This window comes from Bradyrhizobium sp. AZCC 2176, from assembly GCF_036924645.1.
Taxonomy (GTDB): Bacteria; Pseudomonadota; Alphaproteobacteria; order Rhizobiales; family Xanthobacteraceae; genus Bradyrhizobium.
In genome coordinates this window covers 6,608,031-6,629,261 of record NZ_JAZHRX010000001.1, presented here as the reverse complement: position 1 = coordinate 6,629,261, position 21,231 = coordinate 6,608,031, and the positions used below count along the sequence as shown (strand labels likewise).

The window sequence follows — 21,231 nt, the reverse complement described above, 5'->3', positions numbered from 1 at the left end:
GCCGTACTTCTTTATGAGAGCCGGATGTCGGCAATATCGATCGCGACCGCGACGCCTTCGGTGATCGCGGTGCCATCGGCTCTTCGACGATAGGCGCGCCGCCTGGTCGCGATCCTGACGCCATCAAAATCCCGGTATTGGGAAGTGCAATGCGCGGTCGGGATTCCGCCGGTTACGATTGCGCTATAGTCAACTCTCGAGATCAGGCCTTCACCGTCGATATGAAACACCTGTTCGGGACAATGCGTCGCGACCGAATCCGGAAATGTCACCTTCAGCCGGCGTCGGCTCTCGCCGTGTTCGTCCCATGGCTCGATCTCTTCCGTCTTGAAGCCCGGCAGCACGAAGAGAAACGGGGTGTTGAGATAATTCCAGATCGCGTAGCCGCTGAAATAGGCGAGATGCAGATCGTCCCAGGCCGTCTCAACTGCGTGCCCTTGAAAGGAAGCGCGCGGATTTACCCGGCTCTTGATTGGCTTACCGTCCGATGTCTCGATTGCGACCGCCTCGGGCCCATAGACGCTGCGCCAGTCCGGATTCGTAAACGGCTGATAGTAAACCCGCTGGCTTTCGGTATCGGCCGTAACGCGGACCTGCTTCAGCGCATCGGGCCAGCCTTTTCTTGCCCATAGCAGGCCGGTGATCGACATATTGCCCTCGATCGTCCTGGCCGATTTCCAGCGTGTGACACCGTGAGCGTTGAGGACAAGGTCGCGCAGTTCGCTCATATCCATTGCCCTCCCGTTGTGCATTGACCAACTCTAATAATAAGAGTGACTGGAAGGCAAGTGAATTCTTGCATGAAATTCCTGGTCGGGCCATTGGATAGCGGGCCAGGCGAGTTTACGCTGGTAATAGGAGTTATTCGGAGGTCCACGCAGATGCGCTCGAAGAGTTTTGAGGGAATGGCTTGTTCGATCGCCGGGGTGCTCGATGCCGACCGTCTGCAATGAACTCTACTGTCCTTCTGCTATCGCCGGGGACACACGACGCCATGATTCATAGCTGCTGACAGACCGCTAGTGTCCCCAGAGCCGAAGGGAAAAATAATACTTTCGCCGGAAAATGTATCGCTGTTGGAAAGAACCTCTTTCGAAAGGCCCTCGGCATGCCGCAGCTTCAGCAATGTCGACGTCACGATCATCTACAAAGCCGACATCGATCAGCGTGCCGTGCTGATCCGCTGTGCCGCTGAGGTGGCGGTCTCTATGCGCCGGCACTGACGGTCCCGGTCATCAGGCTCGGCTCTTGCCTCGCTGAGGCAGGCTGCCCTTGCATAACAACGGAGATACCCATTTGTTTGCGTGCTTCCTGTCGTCTCAATGCTTTTCGTAAGTCAAGGTTATTGCAGAGATATCAATACCGACGAGGACAGATTCAGCATTTAGAGTTCCGTCCAGGTTTCTCCTGAACGCGCGCCGTTTGGTTGGCATCATAATCCCTTGAATGTTCTTGTACTCGGACATGTAGTGCGCGGCTGGAGCGCCACCTGCCACGAGTGTGGTATAATCCAAACGAGCGATGAGCCCGTTTTCATCGACGTGGAATATCTGGTCCGGACAGTGAGTTCCAACCTTCTCGGGAAAAGTGATCTTCAGCCGCCGGCGTACCGTGCCTTGGTCGGACACCGGATCTATTTCTTCCGCTTTGGCACTCTCAGTGACAAACATAAATGGAGTATTTAGATAATTCCAAATTGCATACCCGGAAAAGTAGGCCAGATGCTGCCTATCCCACGTAGTCTGAAGGGTGTGTCCTTCAAACGCCTTTCTTGGATGTACACGCTCCTCAATAAGCTTCCCGTCGATTGTCTCTAGCCGAACACGATCCGGTTCGTAGATGCTTTGCACGCCTTCTTCGGTAAAGTGCGTATAGCAAGTTCGCTGTTCTTTCGTTTGCGCCTTCGCCCTATTAGAATTAGGACCATCGCTTTTCATATCGGACTAGCTGCGGTTTCAGGCGCCCTAGAGTTCAGGGCGCCTGACCGTTGATTATCCATTAGTTGGGTTTCAAAAGGACTTTCCCGCCTTTTTGCGCATGCGCAATGGCCTGAGTTGCCTGCTCGAGCGAATAAACGCCGGCGACCGGAACGTACAGTTTGCCTTCGGCGATCAGTCGCTCGGCTGTCCGCGTGTGAGCCGCAAGCTTTTCGTGTGCATCTCGAAAGCGCGGATATCCCAGCCAAAACCCTTCCAGGGTCACCTGCTTGAAAATAATGTTCAGGGGACTCATGGCCGCGGGCTTTCCGCTGACGCCGCCATAGGCGACCATCTTGGCGTTCGACGTTAGGCAAGACGCAACCGAGTGCGAGGAGTCGCCACCCACGCCGTCGATGCCCAGCTTGATTTTAGCATTGCCGGTCGCCGCTGCGACCTGCTTCACAACGTCGGGTCCATCGACAAGGACGACGTCAGCTCCGGCTGACTTCAGCTCATCCACGAGTTCGGGTCTGCGCACGAGGCTTACCGAGCGAAGTCCGAACTCCTGTGCAAACGCAATGACGCTGCGTCCCACACCGGAATTGCCGGCGTTCTGGATGACCCAGTCGTCCTTGCCGAGTTCGACATACTCGGTCAAGAGCAATGCCGCTGTCAGCGGATTGATCCGAAGCATTGACAGCTGTTGCGGATCGGCTTGCTCAGACAAGACGATGAGATCGGCGGCCGCGACCGTTATGGCCTGCCTCCACACTGGAAGTCCGGTCGGAATGGCGACACGATCGCCAGTCTTTACATTTTTAACCAAGGCTCCAACGGCGATAACGCGTCCAATAGCTTCGTTCCCGAGCGGCGCCGGCGGCTGTGGCCTGATCCCATACCTGCCACGGATCATCAGAAGTTCAGCGGGACCGATCGCTGAGTATTCGACTGCGACCGTGGCTTCATTTGCTGCCGGCGGTGGGGGTGGATCGCTTTCGACAACTTCAACCACCTCTGTGGGATTGCCAAACTTAGACATTTGCAAAAACTTCATTGTCCCTCCGCGAGAGCCGTATGGCTCATTCCGCCAACTAATCTCATGGGTTTGCTGACGGCTCGACACAAAACCATGCTAAGTTCGTATAATGAACTGTCGGAAATGGTTGGGCTTGTGTTCTTTAACTCTAATAATAAGAGTGACTGGAAGGCAAGTGAATTCTTGCATGAAAATTCCCGGTCTGGCCTTGGATAGCGGGCCAGGCGAGTTTACTCTGGCAATAAGAGTTATTCGGAGGTCCACGCAGATGCGCTCGAAGAGTTTTGAGGGAATGGCTTGTTCGATCGCCGGGGTGCTGGATGCCGTCGGCGATCGCTGGGCAGTCCTGATCTTGCGCGACCTGTCGCTGGGTTTGAGCAAATACGAGGATTTGAGGAAGTCGACTGATGTTACCCATGCCACCTTGTCCGACCGCCTCAAGCATCTTGAAGAAAATGAACTGATCGAGCGGCGGCAGTATCAGTCGGGTCCCGATCGTTACGAGTACCTCCTGACCCGAAAGGGCAGGGACGTCATCCTCGTCGTTCAGGCGCTTGCCCAGGTCGGGGACAAATGGGGAATTACCGGGGACGCCGGCCCCCCTCTCAAATTCATCAACAGGAACAGCGGACGCCAGGTGAAGCTGGCGCTCGTGGATGAGAAGTCAGGCGAGGTGGTCCGCATGAGGGATGTTCGGCCTCAGGCCGGTCCAGGCGCCGACGACCTGGTGAGGTGGCGGCTGACCAAGTTCGATCAACGATGATTTCGGTGCATGGGGAAAAGCGCGACGAGATATGAGGGGTGCCTCTCCCCGGCTACAGTCTTCAGGATAGGTACTTAAGTCAATTCTATTTTAGAATTGACTTTCCTGAGAATGGGTCGTTTATTGCGATTGAAACTCCCCAGGCAAGCGGTATCGGCTTCCGCTGACTTGACCCTTGGGTCGGCTGCATTGCAGCTAGCCCTTTTTGCGAATCAGCATAGCCGTCGACTGACAGGAAATTGTGCAAACCTCCCTCTGGAATTCCAGCCGGCGGTTAAGTAAGTGCTAAAATCGAACTTATAGATTTCTCGCTCGGGCGGTAATTATTATCGCTCTTGCCGACCAACCGAGGGGAGAAACATGAGCGTTGCAGACTTCATTCGCAGCGAAGTGAACGCAAACGAGATTCTTCTGTTCATGAAGGGCACGCCGACGGCGCCGGCTTGTGGATTCTCTGCGCAAGTCGTCCGGATACTCGACCATCTCGGCGTTCCATTCAGATCGCACGATATCTACCAGTCCGAAGAGCTGCGCCAAGGTATCAAGGATTACTCGGATTGGCCGACGATTCCACAACTGTACGTCCGCGGCGAATTCGTAGGCGGCTGTGACATCGTGACGGAGATGTTCCGATCTGGGGAATTGCAGGCCCTTCTCCTGAAGCAGCCGCAAGCAGAGCAGTCCTGAGCGCACGCTGCCGCAACATCGAGATCCCCGGTTGTTCCTGTAGGCCATGTTAGCGACTGCGAAGCGCTGCGGCGGTGCTACAGATCCGAGAAGGGGTGGTCTGCCAATGCGGCATTGGTTCGCCAGGGCTGCCATGGAGGCCGATAATGGAACTGCGTCGCCTGAAATACATGTCAGTTCTGGCTTGCATTTTGGAAAGGCCGCCGTGCGTCTCGGCGTCGCGCAGCCGGCGCTCACGCAGCAGATTCAGGCACTCGAGCGCGAACTCGGCGTCGAACTCTTCTATCGGACGAAAAGGTCGGTCAAGCTCACCGTCGCCGGCCGAGTCACGTTGAACGAGGCGATCAGGACCCTCCAGCAAGCCGAGAAGACTGTGCTGGTGGCGCGTCAGGCGGGCCGGGGCGAACTGGGACATATCGAAATTGGATATGTGGGTTCAGCCATCTTCACCGGCGTTCTGTCGAAAGCAATTTCCCGCTTTCGCGAAGCCAATCCTCTCGTGGAGTTTCGCCTAAACGAGATCGGGATTGTTCAGCAATTGGACGACGTCAGCAGTAGTCGGCTTGATCTTGGTATCCTGCGTCTTCCGGTGAAATCACTGCCGCCCGGCCTAGCGATCGTATCGCTGCACCGCGAGCCAATCATATTGGCGATACCGCGCGGGCACCGGCTCGCGCGGCAAAAGAGCGTGACGCTAGAAGCGTTGAGGTCCGAGCCGTTCGTTGCCGTCCAGATCCAGGAGGGAAGTGGTTTCAACGCGCAAGTTGCCCAGATATGCGCCAAGGGCGGATTGTCGCCGCAAATAACTCAACGCGCGGGACAATTCACGGCTCTGGCAGGTCTGGTTGCTGGCGGTCTCGGCGTGGCGTTCGTGCCGGACTCGCTTCGTCATCTGCAAATTGCCGATGTGGTGTATAGGCCGTTGGCAAAGATCAATCAGCACTCCGATCTGGCGATGGTCTATCGCAAGTTGGAGCGGGCGCCAGCGGTCATCGCTATTGTTGATCAGTTGAGGAGATCGGCGCGTCCAGCGACCGTGAACCGCCCCTGATACGATTTACTTATTTATTTCGCTCAAATGATTATTGGCAATTACGTCGCTCGGTTCGGTAGTCTCTTTTGAACGCCTCTAAATTCGGCGAGACAAGGGAGAATGACGAGATGCTTACGACACCGCTTCCGAGTTCTGCCTCTGCCGGGGCACTGGATTTCAAATGGCCCGCCGAAGGCGTCGCGCGTGCGCCCTATCGTCTCTTTACCGATCCGGAAATCTACAAGCTGGAGCAGGAGCGGATTTTCAGGGGGCGTTGCTGGAATTATCTTTGTCTGGACGTCGAAATCCCGAAGGCGGGCGACTATCGCACAACGGTGATCGGCGAAACGCCAATCATCGTGACCAGGGACCATGAGGGCGAGGTCCATGCGATGGTCAACCGCTGCGCTCACAAGGGCGCGCTGGTGTGCCTCAAGAAGCAGGACAATGTCGCGAGCCTTACCTGCGTCTATCATGCCTGGAATTACGGCCTCGACGGACAATTAAAGGGCGTCGCGTTTCGTAACGGGATACGCGGACAGGGTGGGATGCCAAGCGATTTCGACGTCGCCAAGCATCGCCTTCAACCGATCCGCATCGAAAAGTTCTGCGGAATTATCTTCGGAACATTTTCCAACGAGGTCGAGGACGTCGAAACCTATCTGGGTCCCGACATGGCGCAGTTCATCAAGAGAAATCTTGATCGCCCGCTTCGTGTCCTCGGCACGCACAGCCAGACTATTCACAATAACTGGAAGCTATATGCCGAAAATCTGCGCGACTCATATCACGCAACCCTGCTCCACACCTTCTATACGACCTTCAAGGTAAATCGCCTGGATATGGACGGCGGGATCATCCTGTCCGATGAGAAGTGGCACCATTTGAGCTTCGCGCGCCGCGCCAAGCTGCAAGAAGCCGCCGAGTATTCCGAGGCCAAGGTCCATTCGGCCAACTATGAATCCGCTCTCGAGGGGCCGGGGTTACTGGAGGCCTGGGAGGAATTCGACGACGGCATCACCCACAGCATCCAGACCGTTTTTCCCAACATGTGCATTCAGTTCACACTGAATTCGCTCGCCATCCGCTTCTTTGCGCCGAAGGGAGTCGACAAGACCGAGCTGTTCTGGGTTTACCTCGGCTATGATCGCGACACCGAGGAACAATCGCAAATGCGCATCATGCAGAGCAATCTGACGGGTGCGGCAGGTCTGGTCTCGCTGGAGGATGGTTGTATCAACGAATTCGTCCAGCGCGGCGCCCGCAACGATCCGGAATGCTCATCTTTCATGGAAATGGGGGGGCGGGTCGCCGAATCCGAGAAGAACTCTCGTGCGACGGAGACTGCCGTCCGCGGTTTCTGGCAGGGCTACCGCGGCATCATGGGATTCTGAGGAGCAAGCCATGCCCAGCGTAATCGAAAAGCCGGTCGCGCAAGTCAGCGGTGACCAATACCGCGAAGCTGCGGACCTGATTGCCTCATACGGTCATGCGATGGACGATGGGGAGATCGATCTTTGGCCGCAGTTCTTCGTGCCGAACGGCATCTATCTCATCACGACCAAGGAAAATCACGAGGCTGGCCTGCCTATCGGAATCATGCGGTGTGTCGGTCGCGGAATGATGATTGATCGGGTCAGGGCTTTCCATACCGCCAATATCTTCGAACCGCATACCTACAACCATATCATCGGCTATCCCACCATGTCGTATGACAAGGCGACCGGTTGCGTGATTTCGCGTTCCAACTTTCAGGTCATTCGCATCATGGAGACCGGCCGGATGGATCTGTATGCCACCGGAAAGTATCTCGATGTGATTCAAGAGGAGGGCGGTTCCCTCAAGTTCAAGGAGCGTGTCGTCGTCCTGGATTCGCGAAATGTCGATATCCTGCTCGTTGTCCCGCTCTAAATGACCACTTGCGCTCGGTCAACTCCGTGGCGTCGTTTGCCCTGACGATCCGCCCTTGTCGTTTTTGTGCCGGAGGGACGGTCGCAGTCTGGCGGCTAAAGAGGCCAAGGGTGCCGGCATGAAGGAAAATTTCGGCAAGCTCGTCTACGGAAAAAGCCCGGTGGATTCAACTCGCACAGTAGATCGACCAGCCACGGGAGGAGTAGCCGTGAGACGACTAGTTCTGTATTTGCTTGCCGCTTCCTTCATACTTCAGGTAAGCGCCGCCCGAGCCGAGATATTTCCGACGCGGACTGTCCGACTCATTGTTCCGAATCCTGCGGGCGGGTCAAACGACGCGGCGGCGCGTATGCTGGCGCAGGCGCTTAGTGAGATATGGCAACAACCGGTCGTCATCGAGAACAAACCTGGCGGGGGCGGAAATATCGGTACCCAGGTGGCAGCTGACGCGCCGGCAGATGGGTACACCTATCTCGTCAGTTCACCCGGTCCAATTACCATAAATCCATCGCTCTACAGGAAATTGCCGTTTGATCCGGCGAGGGACTTCGTGCCTGTTGCCCTGTTGGCAACCGTTCCAATCGTCTTGATAGTCAACCCGAAATTGCCTGCCTCAACGCTCAGGGAGCTTTTGGATCTGGCGAAACACGGAACCGAAGAGCTCAATTACGCTTCGTCTGGAATTGGATCGACGCACCATCTGTCGGCCGAATTATTCAAGAAGATGTCGGGCGCCAAACTAAGGCATGTGCCGTATCGGGGTGCTGCGCCGGCGATGAATGATGTTATCGCAGGCCACGTCCCCATTCTTTTCGACAACTTGCCAACCGTCATCCCACAGGTTCAGGCCGGCACCGTGCGCGCCTTGGCCGTTGCAAGCCCCAAGCGATTGAGCTCACTTCCCGATGTGCCGACATTTGATGAGGCGGGATTGGTTGGTTTTGAGGCGTCTTCTTGGTTCGGGGTGTTAGCTCCGGCGAAAACGCCAACCGATATCTTATCCAAAGTGACTGCTGACATTGAGCGGGCTCTGTCGAGCCCGAGCGTACGAAAGAGCTTCGAAGTGACAGGCGCGGAAGTAGGTACAGTGTTCGGTCCGGATTTCGGACTATTCATTAAGCATGAAAATGAAAAGTGGGGAGACGTTATCAAGAGCTCTGGCGCGGCAATCATAGAGTAGACGACGCAAGTTCACCTACCTGGCCGATGTCGATGTTCTCGGCCAAAAGTGGCGAGCAGGGCATGTCCACGCGCAATTGGATGCGAGGGCTTCGGCGGTTGGGAGGTCTCAGGCCCGAATTCGGGCTCCCACACTGCCGCCGGTCAAAGTCGTTTTCAGGGGCGCTGTTTGACCTGATCGATTGTTCGGGCCCGATGTGCGGGCGAGCGGAGGGTCATTGCCGTCGCTTCCGCATCCTTGTTTCAGCCTGTTGAGGCGGCCGGGCAGATCGTTGTGACGCGACTGCGGAGAGCATATTGCGTTCGGAATAAGCGTTCCAGAGGCCGTGCATCTTTCCTAAAGATGCTCCGACCAGGAGTCAGTGATCCATGGCTCGAGCCGTTCGGGCTGCAAGTCCAGTCCCGTCCCAGAGGCTTCCGGTATCGCGAGCATGCCATGCCGGCTGACGGACGGTGTGCCGGCAAGGCGCAGGAGCGGGTTGTCCATCATGTCGCACTCTACAAATGGATACGCGGCGCAAGCTCCGCCGCGGCGCGGTTCAAGCACCGCCGACATTTGAAGCGAGGCGTGGAAGTTCACAGTCGTGCCAAACACATGGGGCATGATGGGCAGGTCGTAGGCTTGCGCGAGCGCCCAAATTTGGCGAAAGCCGCTGTAGCCTCCGCATATCGAAAGGTCGGGTTGAAGAATATCGAAGGTGCCTGCGGCGAGAAAATCGCGAAAGGCACGCACGCTTCTGAGCGCTTCTCCTCCAGCCGTTGCGACCGCAGTGGCGCGCGCAAAGGATCTCGGGCGGGGCGGGCGACGACACGTTGAGCGGCCGTGGCGGCAAATGACGTTCTGATTGGCGGGACTGGCAACGACACGCTGAGCGGCGATGGCGGAGATGACACCTACGTCTTCAACCGGGGCGATGGTCAGGACACCATCAAGGAGTATTTGAGCGGCTGGGGCGGCAACGACACGATCCAGTTTGGCCCCGGCATTACGGCGGCCGACCTGGTGCCCGCTCTCCGGCGCGGGCGACGACACGCTGAGTGGTCGTGGCGGTGACGACACCCTGACCGGGGGTATGGGCGACGATCGGCTGGTCGGCGACTCGGGCAACGACACATATGTTTTTGCGCGCGGCGACGGCAACGACGTTATCGATGACCAAAGCTCTTCGGGATCGAACACGCTGGTCCTACAGGGAATCGCGCCAAATGAGCTGACAATCATCCGCAATGGCAACGATGCCATCGTTCTGATTGGCAGCAACGGCGCCGATGGCCGCATCACCATCCGCGGGCAGTTCAACGGGTCGGGTCCGATGTCGAGCATCCGGTTCGACGACAGCACGGTCTGGACCGCTCAGATGGTCCTGGCGCTCGCGGTCGCCAACGACGGCTCGGTCCTGACTCACGCCGGAACCAGCGGCGCGGATACCATTATCGGCACCAGCGACATCGACGTGATCGACGGCGGGGCGGCCAACGATACCCTGCGCGGCGAGGCCGGCTCCGATTTCTATCGCTGGGGCGCCGGCTCCGGCAACGATACCATCCTCGAGAACGGCGGCGGATCAGATACCGATACCGTTCGTCTCATGGGCATCAATCCGGCCGAGGTGTCGCTTGGCCGTCTCGGTAACGATCTTTACATCACGCTCACCGCAACCGGCGAGGTCCTGAAGGTGCAGGGCCATTTCAATGCTACCACTGCCGGCATCGAGCAGATCAAGTTCGCGGACAACACCGTTTGGGACCGCGCGCAGATCGCGACGGCCGCATGGTTCGTCGGTACCAGCGCAGGCGAAACCATCGACGGTAGTTCCTCCGGCGATACCATCGATGGCCGGGGCGGCAACGATACCCTCATCGGTCACGGCGGCAACGACACTTATCTGTTCGGCGTCGGGTCGGGTAACGACACAGTCGTTGAGGGTGTCGCCGCGAGCGATGGCAATGGCGATGTCGTGAAGCTCGTCGGCCTCAATCAGGCCGACATCCAGATCGGCCGTTCCGGAAACGATCTCGTTCTCAAGATATTGTCCAGCAATGAGTCGTTGCGGGTTCAGAACCAGTTCAGCGGTGACAATGGCGTTGAAACCTTCATTTTCGCCGATGGATCGAGTCTTACTCGCGCTCAGATTCAGGCAATGGCTGCAATCTTCGGTACGTCCGCTAACGAAAGCATTTCCGGAACGTCTGGTGCAGACACGATCGATGGTGGGGGCGGCAACGATTACATCACCGGCGGAGGTGGCGGCGATACGTATCTATACGGAGTAGGTTCGGGGAGCGATACGATTGCCGAGAGCAGCAGCGATACCGGCATGGACGTTGTCAGATTGCTGGCTCTCAATCCGTCGGACGTTACCTTCATCCACGCCAACAACAGCAATCATCTCCAGATTCAGATCAATTCGACAGGGGAGATCCTCACTGTTCAGGACCAGTTCAACGGCGCCAACGGCATCGAACAGGTCTTGTTCGCCGACGGCTCGAGCTGGGATCGAAGCCAGATTCAAACCGCGGCGTGGTATCGCGGCACGGCCGCCGGCGAGAACATCTATGGCAGCACGAGTGCCGACACGATCGACGGCAAGGGCGGCAACGACTATCTGGAAGGTCGCGGCGGAGGCGACACCTATATCTACCTGCCGGATCCGGCAACGACAGCATCGGAGAGGGGGCAACCGACGGAAGTACCGATGTCGTCAAGCTGGTCGGTCTCAATCCATCGGACGTTACCTTCATCCATGTCAACAACAGCAATCACCTAGTGATTCAGATTAATTCGACAGGAGAGACCCTTTACGTCCAAGACCACTTCAACGGCACCAACGGTATCGAACAGGTCTTGTTCGCCGATGGTTCCACCTGGGATCGAAGCCAGATTCAGACCGCGGCGTGGTATCGCGGCACGGCTTCCGGCGAGAACATCTACGCCAGCGGGAGCGCCGACACGATCGACGGCAAGGGCGGCAATGACTATCTGGAAGGTCGCGGCGGAGGCGACACCTATATCTACGCTGCCGGATCCGGCAACGACAGCATCGGCGAGGGGGCAACCGATGGAAGTACCGACGTCGTCAAGCTGGTCGGTCTCAATCCATCGGACGTTACCTTCATCCATGTCAACAGCCGCAATCACTTAGTGATTCAGATTAATTCGACAGGAGAGACCCTTTACGTCCAGGACCAGTTCAACGGCACCAACGGTATCGAACAGGTCTTGTTCGCCGATGGCTCCACCTGGGATCGAAGCCAGATTCAGACTGCGGCGTGGTATCGCGGCACTGCCTCGGGCGAGAACATCTACGGCAGTGGAAGCGCAGACACGATCGATAGCAAGGGCGGGAACGACTATCTGGAAGGGAGGGGCGGCGGCGACACTTACATCTACGCCACCGGCTATGGCAACGACACGGTCGCCGAGGGCGCAACCGACGGAAGTGCCGACGTCGTCAAGCTGGTGGGTCTGAATTCCTCGGACGTCACCTTCGGCTGCAACAACAATCATCTCCAGATCCGGATCATTTCGACCGGAGAGACACTCACGGTTCAGGATCAGTTCAGCGGCACGAGCGGAATCGAGCAGGTAGTATTCGCAGACAACACCGCGTGGGATCGCGGTCAAATTCTCAGCGCCGCCTGGATACGGGGAACGGCCGGCAACGACACGTTGAATGGGACCTCTGCCAACGACGTCTTCCTTGGCGGCCTGGGTAACGACCAGTTCAACAGCGGGGCCGGCAGTGACACCTACGTCTATGCGCTGGGTGACGGCAACGATTACATCAACGACGAATCCGGCTCCACCACGGACGTCGACACCCTTCGCTTTGCCGATTTGAATGCCAGCGATCTGACATTCAGCCGGGTGGGCGTGCATCTGGTCGCCACCGTCAATTCGAACGGACAGACCGTCACGTTCGATGAGCAGTTCTATTCTCAGACAGCAAACTGGGGCCTTGAAAAGATCGAATTCGCGAACGGTACCAGCTGGGATCTTGCGACGATCAACGCCAATGCCTGGATTCGAGGCACCAGTGGAAACGACACGATTTCCGGAAGCAGTTGGAATGATGTTTTCAGGGGCGGCCTGGGTAACGACCAGTTCAACAGCGGGGCCGGCAGTGACACCTACGTCTATGCGCTTGGTGACGGCAACGATTACATCAATGACGAATCCGGCTCCACAACGGACGTCGACACCCTTCGCTTCACCGATTTGAATGCCAGCGATCTGACATTCAGCCGCGTAGGCGTACATCTGGTCGCCACCGTCAATTCGAACGGGCAGACCATCACGTTCGATGAGCAGTTCTACTCTCAGACGGCAAACTGGGGCCTTGAAAAGATCGAATTCGCCAATGGTCAGACTTGGGATCTCGCAACGATCAATGCCAATGCAGCGATACGCGGCACCAGCGGAAACGATACGATCACCGGGACTGCCTGGAACGACACCATCGCCGGTGCAGCGGGCAATGACACGATGTCCGGAGGCGTGGGTAACGATACTTTCGTATTCCGAACCAATCTTGGCCAGGATGTCGTTACCGATTTCACGGTGGGCAGCGACCTGCTTGAATTCCGGGATGGTAATTTCGCGGACGCGGCGGCTGCGCTTGCCGCTGCGACAGCGTCGGGCAGCGATACTTTGATCACCATTGACGCAAACAACACTGTGCTTCTGAAGAATGTATCACTTGTCAATCTGCACGAGACGGACTTCCACATCGTGTGAGCGATCCGATCAGCTGTACCGTCGGGTCGTGTGAAACGGCCCGACAGATGAGAACCCTCAGTTAAGTGCGTCAAGTTCTGCAAATTCGACCATGGGGTTCGGCCGAACCATCCCCTCAGTGCCGCCATCGCTCGCCTCATCCGCCCAAGCGCAGCGAGCGAGGGCGGCGGCAAACGCGTCAATCGCAGCGAGGAAACCTTCGCCCGGAAGGCAGAATACCGTATCCACGCTCTGACTTCGGCCGTTCCGTGGATTGGCTAAGCCTGCCACAGCGGCGCCATGGCTTCCTCGCAAAAATCGCGGCTACGACATGCGCCGGCTGGCGCGTTACTCGCGAGCGGCAGGAATATGGCTTGCTTGATTGAAGTGGCGCGCTCGAAGAGATTCGAGCACCTGCCCCCTAGATTGGTAGTCTAGCGCTATCCAGCCGAGCTACGGGCGGCGTTTTTCAGGTGCCGACGACCTGCCGCTCGGCGGCTTGGTCAACGATCGAGGATATCAGTGGATGGCTGTGTGTTGCTGTCATGATCGGTCACTCCCGGTTGGATTTCCTTCAACAGCTCGTAGACGCGTGTTTGCGCCACCATCCCCTTGGCGACGACACTGTCGACGTATCGGCAACGAAAGCGGTCTCCAACTCGCGCGAATATGTCCTCGCTGATGAGGATATCAGTGCCGTACTGCTTGTTGAGCCCTTCGAGCCGAGCCGCCAGATTCACGATATTGCCGAGCACCGTATAGTTCATGCGTTCGGCCGACCCGAGATTGCCCACCACCGCTTCGCCCGCATGTATGCCGTAACGCGTATGGAACGGCGGCAAGCCTTCGGCCTCGAATTGCTGGTTAATCATTTCATTGGCTTCCTTCGCCAGAAGCGCGGCGCGGCAGGCGCGCTCGCAATGATCTTCCTGCGGGTTCGGCGCGTTCCAGAACGCCATGATGCCGTCGCCGATGAATTTATCGACGGTGCCGCGCTGCGCCATGATGACGTCCGTCAGCGCGGTGAAATATCGCGATGTCTGCTGCATCAGCACGTCCGGATTGGCAGTTTCCGACAGGCTGGTGAAGCCCCGAACGTCGGTGAAGAGCACCGTGATTTCCTGCCGCGTGCCTCCCAGCTCCGTGGAGATCGAGTTATCGAGGACGCCGCGAACGATTTCCCGCGGCGCCAGCCGCGAGAATGACCAGATCGCGCGCTGCGCCTTGTGGATCGTTCCTCCCAGCGTATGCAGTTCGCGAATGAAAGAGCCAATCGGGCCCGGTGACGGTTGTCCCATCAATTGGAGGCGTGCCGCCTGCTCCGTGATCGCGTTGATTTTCTTCGACATTCTGGTGCCGAAGATCCAGGCGAGAGGAATGAACAAGAGAAAGGATGCCAGAGCAAATATCCGGGACCGGAAAGTCAGGTCGCGGATGCTGCCGGCGAATTCCTTCTCGGCGGCGATCAGCAGGACGTTGGCGGTGAGGGTCGGCCCCAACTGAATGCTTTCGAGCCGGTAGAAGTAGCTGTTGTCATCGGTCCAACGAAGCGTTCCTCGGGTGCGGTTCGACTTGTCCCAATCGCCGATCACCTTTCCTTCAATGCTGCCTGCAAGCTCAAATGTACTGGGGAGCCTGGGGCTTGCCGGGTCTGCGCTCGAGCGCGCGAACATCGCGGCGTAGTCCCGGTGTGCGATAACCGTGCCTTTGGAATCGAATACGACGACGTAGCCGTTCTGTCCGAATTTAAGGACATCCGCGGATGTGCTATAGGCGTCCAGCTTCAGGTCGGCGCCGACGACGCCGCCGACCTTGCCTTGCAACGGCGCGCTGAAGGTGATCATGGGCACGCCGAGACTGAATGACAAATAGGGGGCCGAGACCACGAGCTGGCCGGCCTGCAGCGCGGATTGATACCAGACGCGCTCGCGGGGGTCGTAGCCGCGGCGGAGGATTTCCCGCCGTTCGAGCTGTTTGCCGTCCTCGTCCTGGAAAATGCGCGTCGTTGGCAGTTCGCCGTCGCTCGTCGGATGAATCAGCGCAATGGCGAATGAAGCATTTAGCGGCACATCGAGGCGTTCCCGCTGCTCGCCCTTCAGTCCTTCCACACGTTGCACCTGCAGCCAGCGGCCGTCGTCATAACCGACGTAGATGCTGTCAAGCGCCGGCCACTGGATCAAGGCGCCCTTCACGAGGCTGGTGGCCGGACTGCCCGCGTCGAGTTCGGATGGATCGGTCAACGATGGGCTGATCGACAGCGTGCGTGTCGCGCGCGAGAGATTTGCGATCTGTTCCCGCAGCAACGTTACCGTCCGCGCGCTGACGGCATCCATGGTCGATGTCGCGGCCTCTTCGGTTGCAAGCTTGAGAGTGCGATCCTGGACAAGGATCAGGAGCGCGGCCAAGGCGCCGATCATCAGCATGACCCAAGCGGTAAGGGTGAGGCGGAATGTCATGTTTGGCCGCGCAAAATTGCGAACATTTGCGCAATGATCGCGAAAAGGGGCGCTTGACCGAAGCCTATTCCGCGAGTCACGGCGACTGTCGGGTGCACATCGAATTCCGAACTTCGAGGGCAACTCTACATTGCACCAGAACCGAATGGAATGGCGGCGGACAAATCATCCGATTGCAATTGCGACATTTTACTCAATTGGTACCGTTCAGCTCTCAGCTCGCCGCGGCCCGTGAGCCTTCCGATCTCGGCCAATTGTCGCCTGCAGCAATCGCGCTCAACTTTTTCAGGTCAAGTATCGTGATCGAGCGATAGTGGACATCGATAACGCTATTCTGCTTGAGCTCACCCAGCACCCGCTCCAGGGTCTTCCGCGATATGCCGCAGAGGCTGGCAAATTCGTCGTGACTGACAGGAATTTCGATTATTCGGGCATTGCTGCCCCGCACATAGGATACGCCGAGGGAAATAAGTCGCGCGCACACCTTGCAGAAGGAATCGCGTTGCGACAATTCGGCGATAGCCCTCAAGCATTCGTGCAAATGAAGTTCGCTGAGAAGCGCGAAATATCTCAGGCAGAGCGGGTCTTCCTCGATCATCGCCTCAATTTTCTGCCGGGATATCACAATCGCGGAAGATTTTGTCTTCGCCCGGACCGATACGGACCGTGTCCGCTGGCTTCCATAGGCCGTTGCCTGGCCCAACCACGTGCCGGGCCTTGCGATGTGGACGAGCTGCAAATGAAACTGGGGATGATCGAGTGAGACTTCCAACGTTCCGGAGGCTAGGCCAATTAGCGAGTGGGCCGGATCGCCTGCCTCGAACAAGACCTGTGCGGGTTCGAAGCTCCGCACACGCGCGTCGCTGGCCAGACGCGTGCGAAAGGCTATCGGCTGCTTGGAAAGCCAGCCAAGGCTGGACACTATCTCGAACGCCTCGCTCTTTTTCATAAAAAGCTCCGATGTCCCGCCAGCGCGATCAAATCTCGCCGATTGGTACATTTGACGCAATCCTGAAGTTGCTGATGGCCTAGACTTCAAGGCTAGAGCGAGCAATGGGGCGCGCGTGATGGAGGGTTCCGCAACGCTTGGCCGGATTTCCGCGTGATTTGCCATGGCCTTAAACGCGCTTGATGCGTCGTTGAGCCGCGCTGGTGGCGCCTGCGGCAGTCATTGTCGGATATGTGCCGAAGGCTTCAGCATTCCTTTCTGCGGCCCTTCGATCGCGATCCTCCAAACAGAAAAAAATGAATAGCGCTCACTGGTTCAAGGGAGATGCAGCTATGAAGAAGGGTCAATCAAGACGCGATGTGCTCATGGGCGGCGTCGCCGGCCTTGCAGCCGCAGCCTTGGGCGGAAAGCAGACCGCGCAAGCGCAGCAGACGGCGGCCAGCGATCAGCTTCCGCTTCCGGAACGGCCATTCGGCGGCGTCATCGCTCCCGACTACCGCGATGCGCGCGAGGATTTCCCGCAGCCGGTGCGCGCGCCGCAGGGCGCACCCAATGTCGTAGTGATCATGCTCGACGACGTCGGGTTCGGACAGGCCGGCACGTTTGGCGGCCCGATCCCGACGCCGAACATCGACAAGCTTGCCGGCCAGGGCCTCCGCTACAACCAATTCCACACCACATCGATCTGCTCGCCGACCCGCGCTGCACTGCTCACAGGTCGCAACCACCACCAGTCCGGCAACGGCACGATCGCCGAGCTGTCGACCGGCTTTCCGGGGTACAACAGTGTCTGGGGCAAGGACGTCGCCTCCGTCGCCGAAGTGCTGCGCCAGAACGGGTATGCGACCGCCGCCTTGGGCAAGTGGCACAATACGCCGGACTGGGAGACGAGCCCGATCGGTCCCTTCGATCGCTGGCCGACCGGCCAGGGCTTCGAATACTTCTACGGTTTCCAGGGCGGCGAGACCAGCCAGTGGGAGCCGCAGCTCTTCCGCAACACCATCCCGGTCGAGCCGCCGCGTAAGCCCGAGCAGGGCTATCACTTCACCGAGGACATCACCGACGATGCCATCGCATGGGTCACGCGCGTCAAGTCGATCGCACCGGACAAGGCCTACTTCCTGTACTTCGCGCCCGGCGCGGCGCACGCGCCGCACCACGTGCCCACGGACTGGATTGATCGTTTCAAGGGCCAATTCGATATCGGCTGGGACAGGATGCGGGAGGAGACACTGGCACGGCAGAAGAAGCTCGGAGTCGTGCCAGCGGACACCAAATTGACCCCGCGCCCGGCTGAGATCGAAAGCTGGGACAGTCTGTCGCCGGATGCCAAGCGTCTCTATGCGCGCCAGATGGAGGTGTTCGCGGGCTTCCTCGCGCACGCCGATCATCATGTCGGCCGGCTGCTCGACACCGTCCGTTCACTGCCCGACGCCGACAACACGCTCGTCGTCTACATTGTCGGCGACAACGGCGCGAGTGCCGAGGGAAGCCTCACGGGCACCACCAACAACATCATGACCCAGAACGGTGTGCCCGATGACGTGGCTTCACAACTTCGCGAGATCGACGAGCTCGGCGGTCCCAAGCACGAGAACCACTTCGCCGTCGGCTGGGCCTGGGCGGGCGACGCGCCCTTCGCCTGGATGAAGCGTGTGCCCTCCCACCTTGGCGGGACGCGCAATGGCACGATCATTTCCTGGCCCAAGCGCATCGCCGACAAAGGCGGCCTGCGCACGCAATTCCACCACTGCATCGACATCGCCCCGACGATCTACGAGGCCGTCGGCGTCAAGTTCCCCGAACTGATCAACGGCGTGAAGCAGGTGCCGATCGCAGGCGTCAGCATGGTTTACACCTTCGACCAGCCGAATGCATCTTCGAGCCGAACCACGCAGTACTTTGAGAATGGCGGCCACCGGGCCATCTATCACGACGGATGGGTGGCATGCGCGCGACATGGCGTGCCCTGGACTGTGACGGGCACAGCTCCCTTCGACAAGGACAGATGGGAGCTTTACGATCTGACCAAGGACTTCTCTCAGGCGAACGATCTCGCGGAGGCGAATCCGCAAAAGCTGAAGGAGCTGCAGGCGGCCTTCGACGCGGAGGCGCGGAAGTACAACGTGTATCCGCTCGACGATCGCTTCGCCGAGCGCGCAGCCGATCCGAACCGTCCGTCCGTAACCCGCGGCCGAACCATCTTCACCTACGCCGCGGGCACGACGCGAATACCTGAAGGCAGCGCGCCGGCGATCTATCGGCGCTCACACCGCATTACAGCCGAGATCGAGTTGCCGCAGGAGAGTTCCGAGGGCGTGATCATCGCGACTGGAGGAAGCGCGGCAGGCTACACGCTATACGTCAAGGGCCGGCGGCTCGTCTATGAGTACAACTTCTTCGGCAAGGGCCGCTACAGGGTCACCTCCGACAGGCCGCTCCCGGCCGGCAAGCTCCAGGTCGCCTTCGACTACGAGCAGGGCCAGGGGACGGAGCCCACCAGCGGCGGCGTCGGCAAGCTCTTCGTCAACGGGCAGCCCGCCGGCGAGGGACGCATCGAACACGTCGTCCCGTTCCGCTTTTCGGCCACCGAAACCCTCGACATCGGCATGGACCTCGGTGCGCCGGTGTCGGAGACCTACCGCGCGGAGGCGCCCTTCGCCTTTACCGGCAAGATCAGCCGCGTGACAGTCGAGCTGAAGTCCGAGACCACCGTCGGGGGTGCCCGCAAGTAGCGCACGCGGCCCAGGGAGGAGGACTCAGATGGGCTTTACACTACAAGGCCTCGGTCCGTTCCTGCATTGGATGACGCTGGGCGTTCTCTGCGTCTTTCCGGTGCTTGCAGGCTATGTGATCTACAAGCTCGGCAGCCTTCCCGGATCGATCGCAAGATCGCGCGGGCATCCGCAGGCCGACGCGATCAATATCTGCGGCTGGATGGGAATCATCACGATCGTGCTGTGGCCGATTGCGATGGTGTGGGCGTGTCTCGTTCCCGGCAAGCCGATGGTCGGGCCGGAGCCCGGCGCGATCAAAGACCAGGCGTCGTTGACGGCTAAGCTTCAACAAGCATCACGGCGGATCGCCGCCATCGAGAGCAAGCTGCCGCAGCGGACGAGAGCATAGCCATGTTGTGGGCACTTCTGAGTTCCGCCTACGTCATCTACCTCTATCGCAAGCTCAAGGCAGAACAGGAGCCGCAACCCGCTGCAACAGGCGGGAGTGAAGCAACCAGCCTCGGCGCCGAGCTGGACAAGCTCAATCAGCGCCTCGATTCAATTGAAGCGCGGCTTGACGGCATCAAAGGGCGGGAGACGGCCCGATGATGGCCGCCATCTTCATTACCTATGCGGCCATCATCTGGCTTCTGTTCGACAAGCTGCGGCTGATCCGCTTGGACCTTCCGCTCGCGCTTGTCCTGGCGGCGGTAGGGCCGATTTTTGCCTTCTACATCATCGTCTCGATGAACAACTTCCATCCGTCGTCGGCAGACGCGCGGGTGTTTCAGCGCGTCGTGCAGGTGGTGCCGCATATCACTGCACCGGGCCGCGTTCAGGAGGTGGTGGCGCAGCCGAACGCGCCCATGAAAAAGGGCGATGTGGTCTTCACCATCGATCCGCAGCAGTTTCAGTTCGACGGCAAGCGCCTGGAAGCCGCATTGGCGGCGGCCGAGCAGAGCGTGCCGCAACTGAAATCATCCGTCGACCAGGCCGCCGCCGGGGTCGAAAAGGCCAATGTTCAACTCAACCTCGCGCTGGCCGATTTCGGGCGCCAGAACGAGCTGTTCGAGAAGAAGGTCATCGCGCAGGCCACCCTCGACCGGTCCGAACGTAACCTTGAGTCGGCCAAGCAGGCAGTCGCGGGCGCGCAGGCCGCGGAAGACCGCGCGCGGCTGGCCTACCAGTCCAATATCGGCAGCGAGAATACCGCGGTCGCCCAGGCCCGGCAGCAACTCGCGCAGGCGAAGTACAACGTCGAGGAATCGATCGTCCGGGCGCCGTGCGACGGCTATGCGACAAACATTCAATTGGTCCCGGGCGCCGTCGTCAGTGCGGCGGCGTCGGTGCTGCCTTTTGTCTGCGACCGCGACGAACACAATGCCGGAGTGGTCGTCGCCTCGTTCATGCAGGGGCCTTATCTGCGCATCAATCCCGGCGATTACGCGGAAGTCGTATTCCCCATGTATCCGGGTCAGGTGTTTTCCGGAAAAGTGCTCACGACGATCGATCTCGCCAGCGAAGGGCAGTTGAGCGCCAGCGGCTTGTTTCCCGGCGCCAACGCTCCCGGCACCGCGCGCTTTGCCGTCCGCATCAAGCTCGATGACGCTGAGAAGCTTCGCTTGCCGGCCGGCACACAGGGCAACGCCGCCGTTTACACCGGCAACGTCCAGCTTGCCGGCATCATTCGCATGGCGGTGATGCGCATCACGAGCTGGACCAATTATCTGTTCTTCAGCGCATAGAGAACTTGAACGATGCCTACGAATGCAGTGCATCAAACGACCTGAAATGGAGAGACCGATGACGGACGACGATGTCAACCAATCTCTGACACGAATCGCTGAGTTCAAGCGAACCGGGT

At 58.8% G+C, this 21,231-nt stretch carries 19 protein-coding genes; 13 read left to right on the top strand and 6 right to left on the bottom strand.

Going from position 1 to position 21,231, the window contains the following annotated elements:
- Nucleotides 1-11: 11 nt before the first annotated feature.
- From V1288_RS31420 to V1288_RS31410, 3 genes are all read right to left on the bottom strand, one after another.
- Nucleotides 12-728: a hypothetical protein gene (locus V1288_RS31420; protein ID WP_334360712.1), complete on the bottom strand. Its 717-nt coding sequence runs from the start codon at nt 726-728 to the stop codon at nt 12-14.
- A 591-nt stretch (nt 729-1,319) separates the two neighbouring features.
- Nucleotides 1,320-1,937: a hypothetical protein gene (locus V1288_RS31415; protein WP_334360711.1), complete on the bottom strand. Its 618-nt coding sequence runs from the start codon at nt 1,935-1,937 to the stop codon at nt 1,320-1,322.
- Nucleotides 1,938-1,998: 61 nt separating this feature from the next.
- Nucleotides 1,999-2,973 carry a zinc-dependent alcohol dehydrogenase family protein gene (locus tag V1288_RS31410; protein ID WP_334360710.1) on the bottom strand — a complete coding sequence of 325 codons (975 nt, stop codon included), beginning with the start codon at nt 2,971-2,973 and terminating at the stop codon, nt 1,999-2,001.
- 250 nt (nt 2,974-3,223) lie between these two features.
- Between V1288_RS31410 and V1288_RS31405 the strand changes: the two genes are divergently transcribed.
- The 6 genes from V1288_RS31405 (at nt 3,224) to V1288_RS31380 (ending at nt 8,529) form a co-directional block, all read left to right on the top strand.
- Entirely contained in the window at nt 3,224-3,718 is a 495-nt protein-coding gene (locus tag V1288_RS31405) for a winged helix-turn-helix transcriptional regulator (protein ID WP_334360709.1), read from the top strand.
- Nucleotides 3,719-4,078: 360 nt separating this feature from the next.
- A complete protein-coding gene (gene grxD / locus V1288_RS31400; RefSeq protein ID WP_247829583.1) occupies nt 4,079-4,405 on the top strand; it encodes a Grx4 family monothiol glutaredoxin in 327 nt (108 codons plus the stop codon).
- 106 nt (nt 4,406-4,511) lie between these two features.
- Entirely contained in the window at nt 4,512-5,456 is a 945-nt protein-coding gene (locus tag V1288_RS31395; RefSeq protein ID WP_334360708.1) for a LysR substrate-binding domain-containing protein, read from the top strand.
- A gap of 110 nt (nt 5,457-5,566) precedes the next feature.
- The gene (locus tag V1288_RS31390) at nt 5,567-6,832 is read left to right on the top strand and encodes a Rieske 2Fe-2S domain-containing protein (RefSeq protein ID WP_334360707.1); all 1,266 of its coding nucleotides are present in this window, start codon (nt 5,567-5,569) and stop codon (nt 6,830-6,832) included.
- The gene (locus V1288_RS31385) at nt 6,771-7,349 is read left to right on the top strand and encodes an aromatic-ring-hydroxylating dioxygenase subunit beta (protein ID WP_334360706.1); all 579 of its coding nucleotides are present in this window, start codon (nt 6,771-6,773) and stop codon (nt 7,347-7,349) included. Before V1288_RS31390 ends, V1288_RS31385 begins: the two co-directional genes overlap by 62 nt.
- Before the next feature lie 118 nt (nt 7,350-7,467).
- Nucleotides 7,468-8,529 (top strand): Bug family tripartite tricarboxylate transporter substrate binding protein, encoded by a 1,062-nt coding sequence (locus V1288_RS31380; protein WP_334360705.1) that lies wholly within the window; start codon nt 7,468-7,470, stop codon nt 8,527-8,529.
- Between the two features lie 336 nt (nt 8,530-8,865).
- On the opposite strand, the gene V1288_RS31375 is transcribed toward V1288_RS31380, so the two are convergent.
- Complete coding sequence (locus V1288_RS31375; protein WP_442893880.1) at nt 8,866-9,261, bottom strand: enolase C-terminal domain-like protein; 396 nt, start codon at nt 9,259-9,261, stop codon at nt 8,866-8,868.
- A gap of 90 nt (nt 9,262-9,351) precedes the next feature.
- On the opposite strand from V1288_RS31375, the gene V1288_RS31370 reads away from it, so the two are divergent.
- From V1288_RS31370 to V1288_RS31360, 3 genes are read left to right on the top strand one after another with little or no spacing between them, the layout of a single operon-like run.
- Nucleotides 9,352-9,582 (top strand): hypothetical protein, encoded by a 231-nt coding sequence (locus V1288_RS31370; RefSeq protein WP_334361453.1) that lies wholly within the window; start codon nt 9,352-9,354, stop codon nt 9,580-9,582.
- A 19-nt stretch (nt 9,583-9,601) separates the two neighbouring features.
- Nucleotides 9,602-11,296, top strand: coding sequence for a calcium-binding protein (locus V1288_RS31365; RefSeq protein ID WP_334360704.1), 1,695 nt, complete (start codon nt 9,602-9,604; stop codon nt 11,294-11,296).
- Nucleotides 11,296-13,266 carry a calcium-binding protein gene (locus tag V1288_RS31360; RefSeq protein WP_334360703.1) on the top strand — a complete coding sequence of 657 codons (1,971 nt, stop codon included), beginning with the start codon at nt 11,296-11,298 and terminating at the stop codon, nt 13,264-13,266. Before V1288_RS31365 ends, V1288_RS31360 begins: the two co-directional genes overlap by 1 nt.
- 482 nt (nt 13,267-13,748) lie before the next feature.
- Here the strand turns inward: V1288_RS31360 and V1288_RS31355 are convergent, their stop codons facing one another.
- The gene (locus tag V1288_RS31355; RefSeq protein WP_334360702.1) at nt 13,749-15,701 is read right to left on the bottom strand and encodes an adenylate/guanylate cyclase domain-containing protein; all 1,953 of its coding nucleotides are present in this window, start codon (nt 15,699-15,701) and stop codon (nt 13,749-13,751) included.
- Nucleotides 15,702-15,915: 214 nt separating this feature from the next.
- Nucleotides 15,916-16,650: a Crp/Fnr family transcriptional regulator gene (locus V1288_RS31350; RefSeq protein ID WP_334360701.1), complete on the bottom strand. Its 735-nt coding sequence runs from the start codon at nt 16,648-16,650 to the stop codon at nt 15,916-15,918.
- Nucleotides 16,651-16,982: 332 nt separating this feature from the next.
- On the opposite strand from V1288_RS31350, the gene V1288_RS31345 reads away from it, so the two are divergent.
- The 4 genes from V1288_RS31345 to V1288_RS31330 are packed head-to-tail and all read left to right on the top strand — an operon-like array spanning nt 16,983 to nt 21,112.
- The gene (locus V1288_RS31345) at nt 16,983-19,385 is read left to right on the top strand and encodes an arylsulfatase (RefSeq protein WP_334360700.1); all 2,403 of its coding nucleotides are present in this window, start codon (nt 16,983-16,985) and stop codon (nt 19,383-19,385) included.
- A gap of 28 nt (nt 19,386-19,413) precedes the next feature.
- Entirely contained in the window at nt 19,414-19,776 is a 363-nt protein-coding gene (locus tag V1288_RS31340) for a DUF3302 domain-containing protein (RefSeq protein WP_334360699.1), read from the top strand.
- A gap of 2 nt (nt 19,777-19,778) precedes the next feature.
- Nucleotides 19,779-19,976 carry a hypothetical protein gene (locus tag V1288_RS31335; RefSeq protein WP_334360698.1) on the top strand — a complete coding sequence of 66 codons (198 nt, stop codon included), beginning with the start codon at nt 19,779-19,781 and terminating at the stop codon, nt 19,974-19,976.
- Entirely contained in the window at nt 19,973-21,112 is a 1,140-nt protein-coding gene (locus V1288_RS31330) for an HlyD family secretion protein (RefSeq protein WP_334360697.1), read from the top strand. The genes V1288_RS31335 and V1288_RS31330 overlap by 4 nt, the downstream gene beginning before the upstream one ends.
- Nucleotides 21,113-21,231 lie beyond the last annotated feature (119 nt).

What these genes read in the sequence shown, in the direction of transcription:
- V1288_RS31415 (WP_334360711.1), bottom strand. Translation starts at nt 1,937, where the DNA reads ATGAAAAGCGATGGTCCTAATTCTAATAGGGCGAAGGCGCAAACGAAA.
- V1288_RS31340 (WP_334360699.1), top strand. Translation starts at nt 19,414, where the DNA reads ATGGGCTTTACACTACAAGGCCTCGGTCCGTTCCTGCATTGGATGACG.
- V1288_RS31350 (WP_334360701.1), bottom strand. Translation starts at nt 16,650, where the DNA reads ATGAAAAAGAGCGAGGCGTTCGAGATAGTGTCCAGCCTTGGCTGGCTT.
- V1288_RS31335 (WP_334360698.1), top strand. Translation starts at nt 19,779, where the DNA reads ATGTTGTGGGCACTTCTGAGTTCCGCCTACGTCATCTACCTCTATCGC.
- V1288_RS31390 (WP_334360707.1), top strand. Translation starts at nt 5,567, where the DNA reads ATGCTTACGACACCGCTTCCGAGTTCTGCCTCTGCCGGGGCACTGGAT.
- V1288_RS31405 (WP_334360709.1), top strand. Translation starts at nt 3,224, where the DNA reads ATGCGCTCGAAGAGTTTTGAGGGAATGGCTTGTTCGATCGCCGGGGTG.
- V1288_RS31365 (WP_334360704.1), top strand. Translation starts at nt 9,602, where the DNA reads ATGGGCGACGATCGGCTGGTCGGCGACTCGGGCAACGACACATATGTT.
- V1288_RS31330 (WP_334360697.1), top strand. Translation starts at nt 19,973, where the DNA reads ATGATGGCCGCCATCTTCATTACCTATGCGGCCATCATCTGGCTTCTG.
- V1288_RS31420 (WP_334360712.1), bottom strand. Translation starts at nt 728, where the DNA reads ATGAGCGAACTGCGCGACCTTGTCCTCAACGCTCACGGTGTCACACGC.
- V1288_RS31355 (WP_334360702.1), bottom strand. Translation starts at nt 15,701, where the DNA reads ATGACATTCCGCCTCACCCTTACCGCTTGGGTCATGCTGATGATCGGC.
- V1288_RS31380 (WP_334360705.1), top strand. Translation starts at nt 7,468, where the DNA reads ATGAAGGAAAATTTCGGCAAGCTCGTCTACGGAAAAAGCCCGGTGGAT.
- V1288_RS31345 (WP_334360700.1), top strand. Translation starts at nt 16,983, where the DNA reads ATGAAGAAGGGTCAATCAAGACGCGATGTGCTCATGGGCGGCGTCGCC.
- V1288_RS31395 (WP_334360708.1), top strand. Translation starts at nt 4,512, where the DNA reads ATGCGGCATTGGTTCGCCAGGGCTGCCATGGAGGCCGATAATGGAACT.
- V1288_RS31410 (WP_334360710.1), bottom strand. Translation starts at nt 2,973, where the DNA reads ATGAAGTTTTTGCAAATGTCTAAGTTTGGCAATCCCACAGAGGTGGTT.
- grxD (WP_247829583.1), top strand. Translation starts at nt 4,079, where the DNA reads ATGAGCGTTGCAGACTTCATTCGCAGCGAAGTGAACGCAAACGAGATT.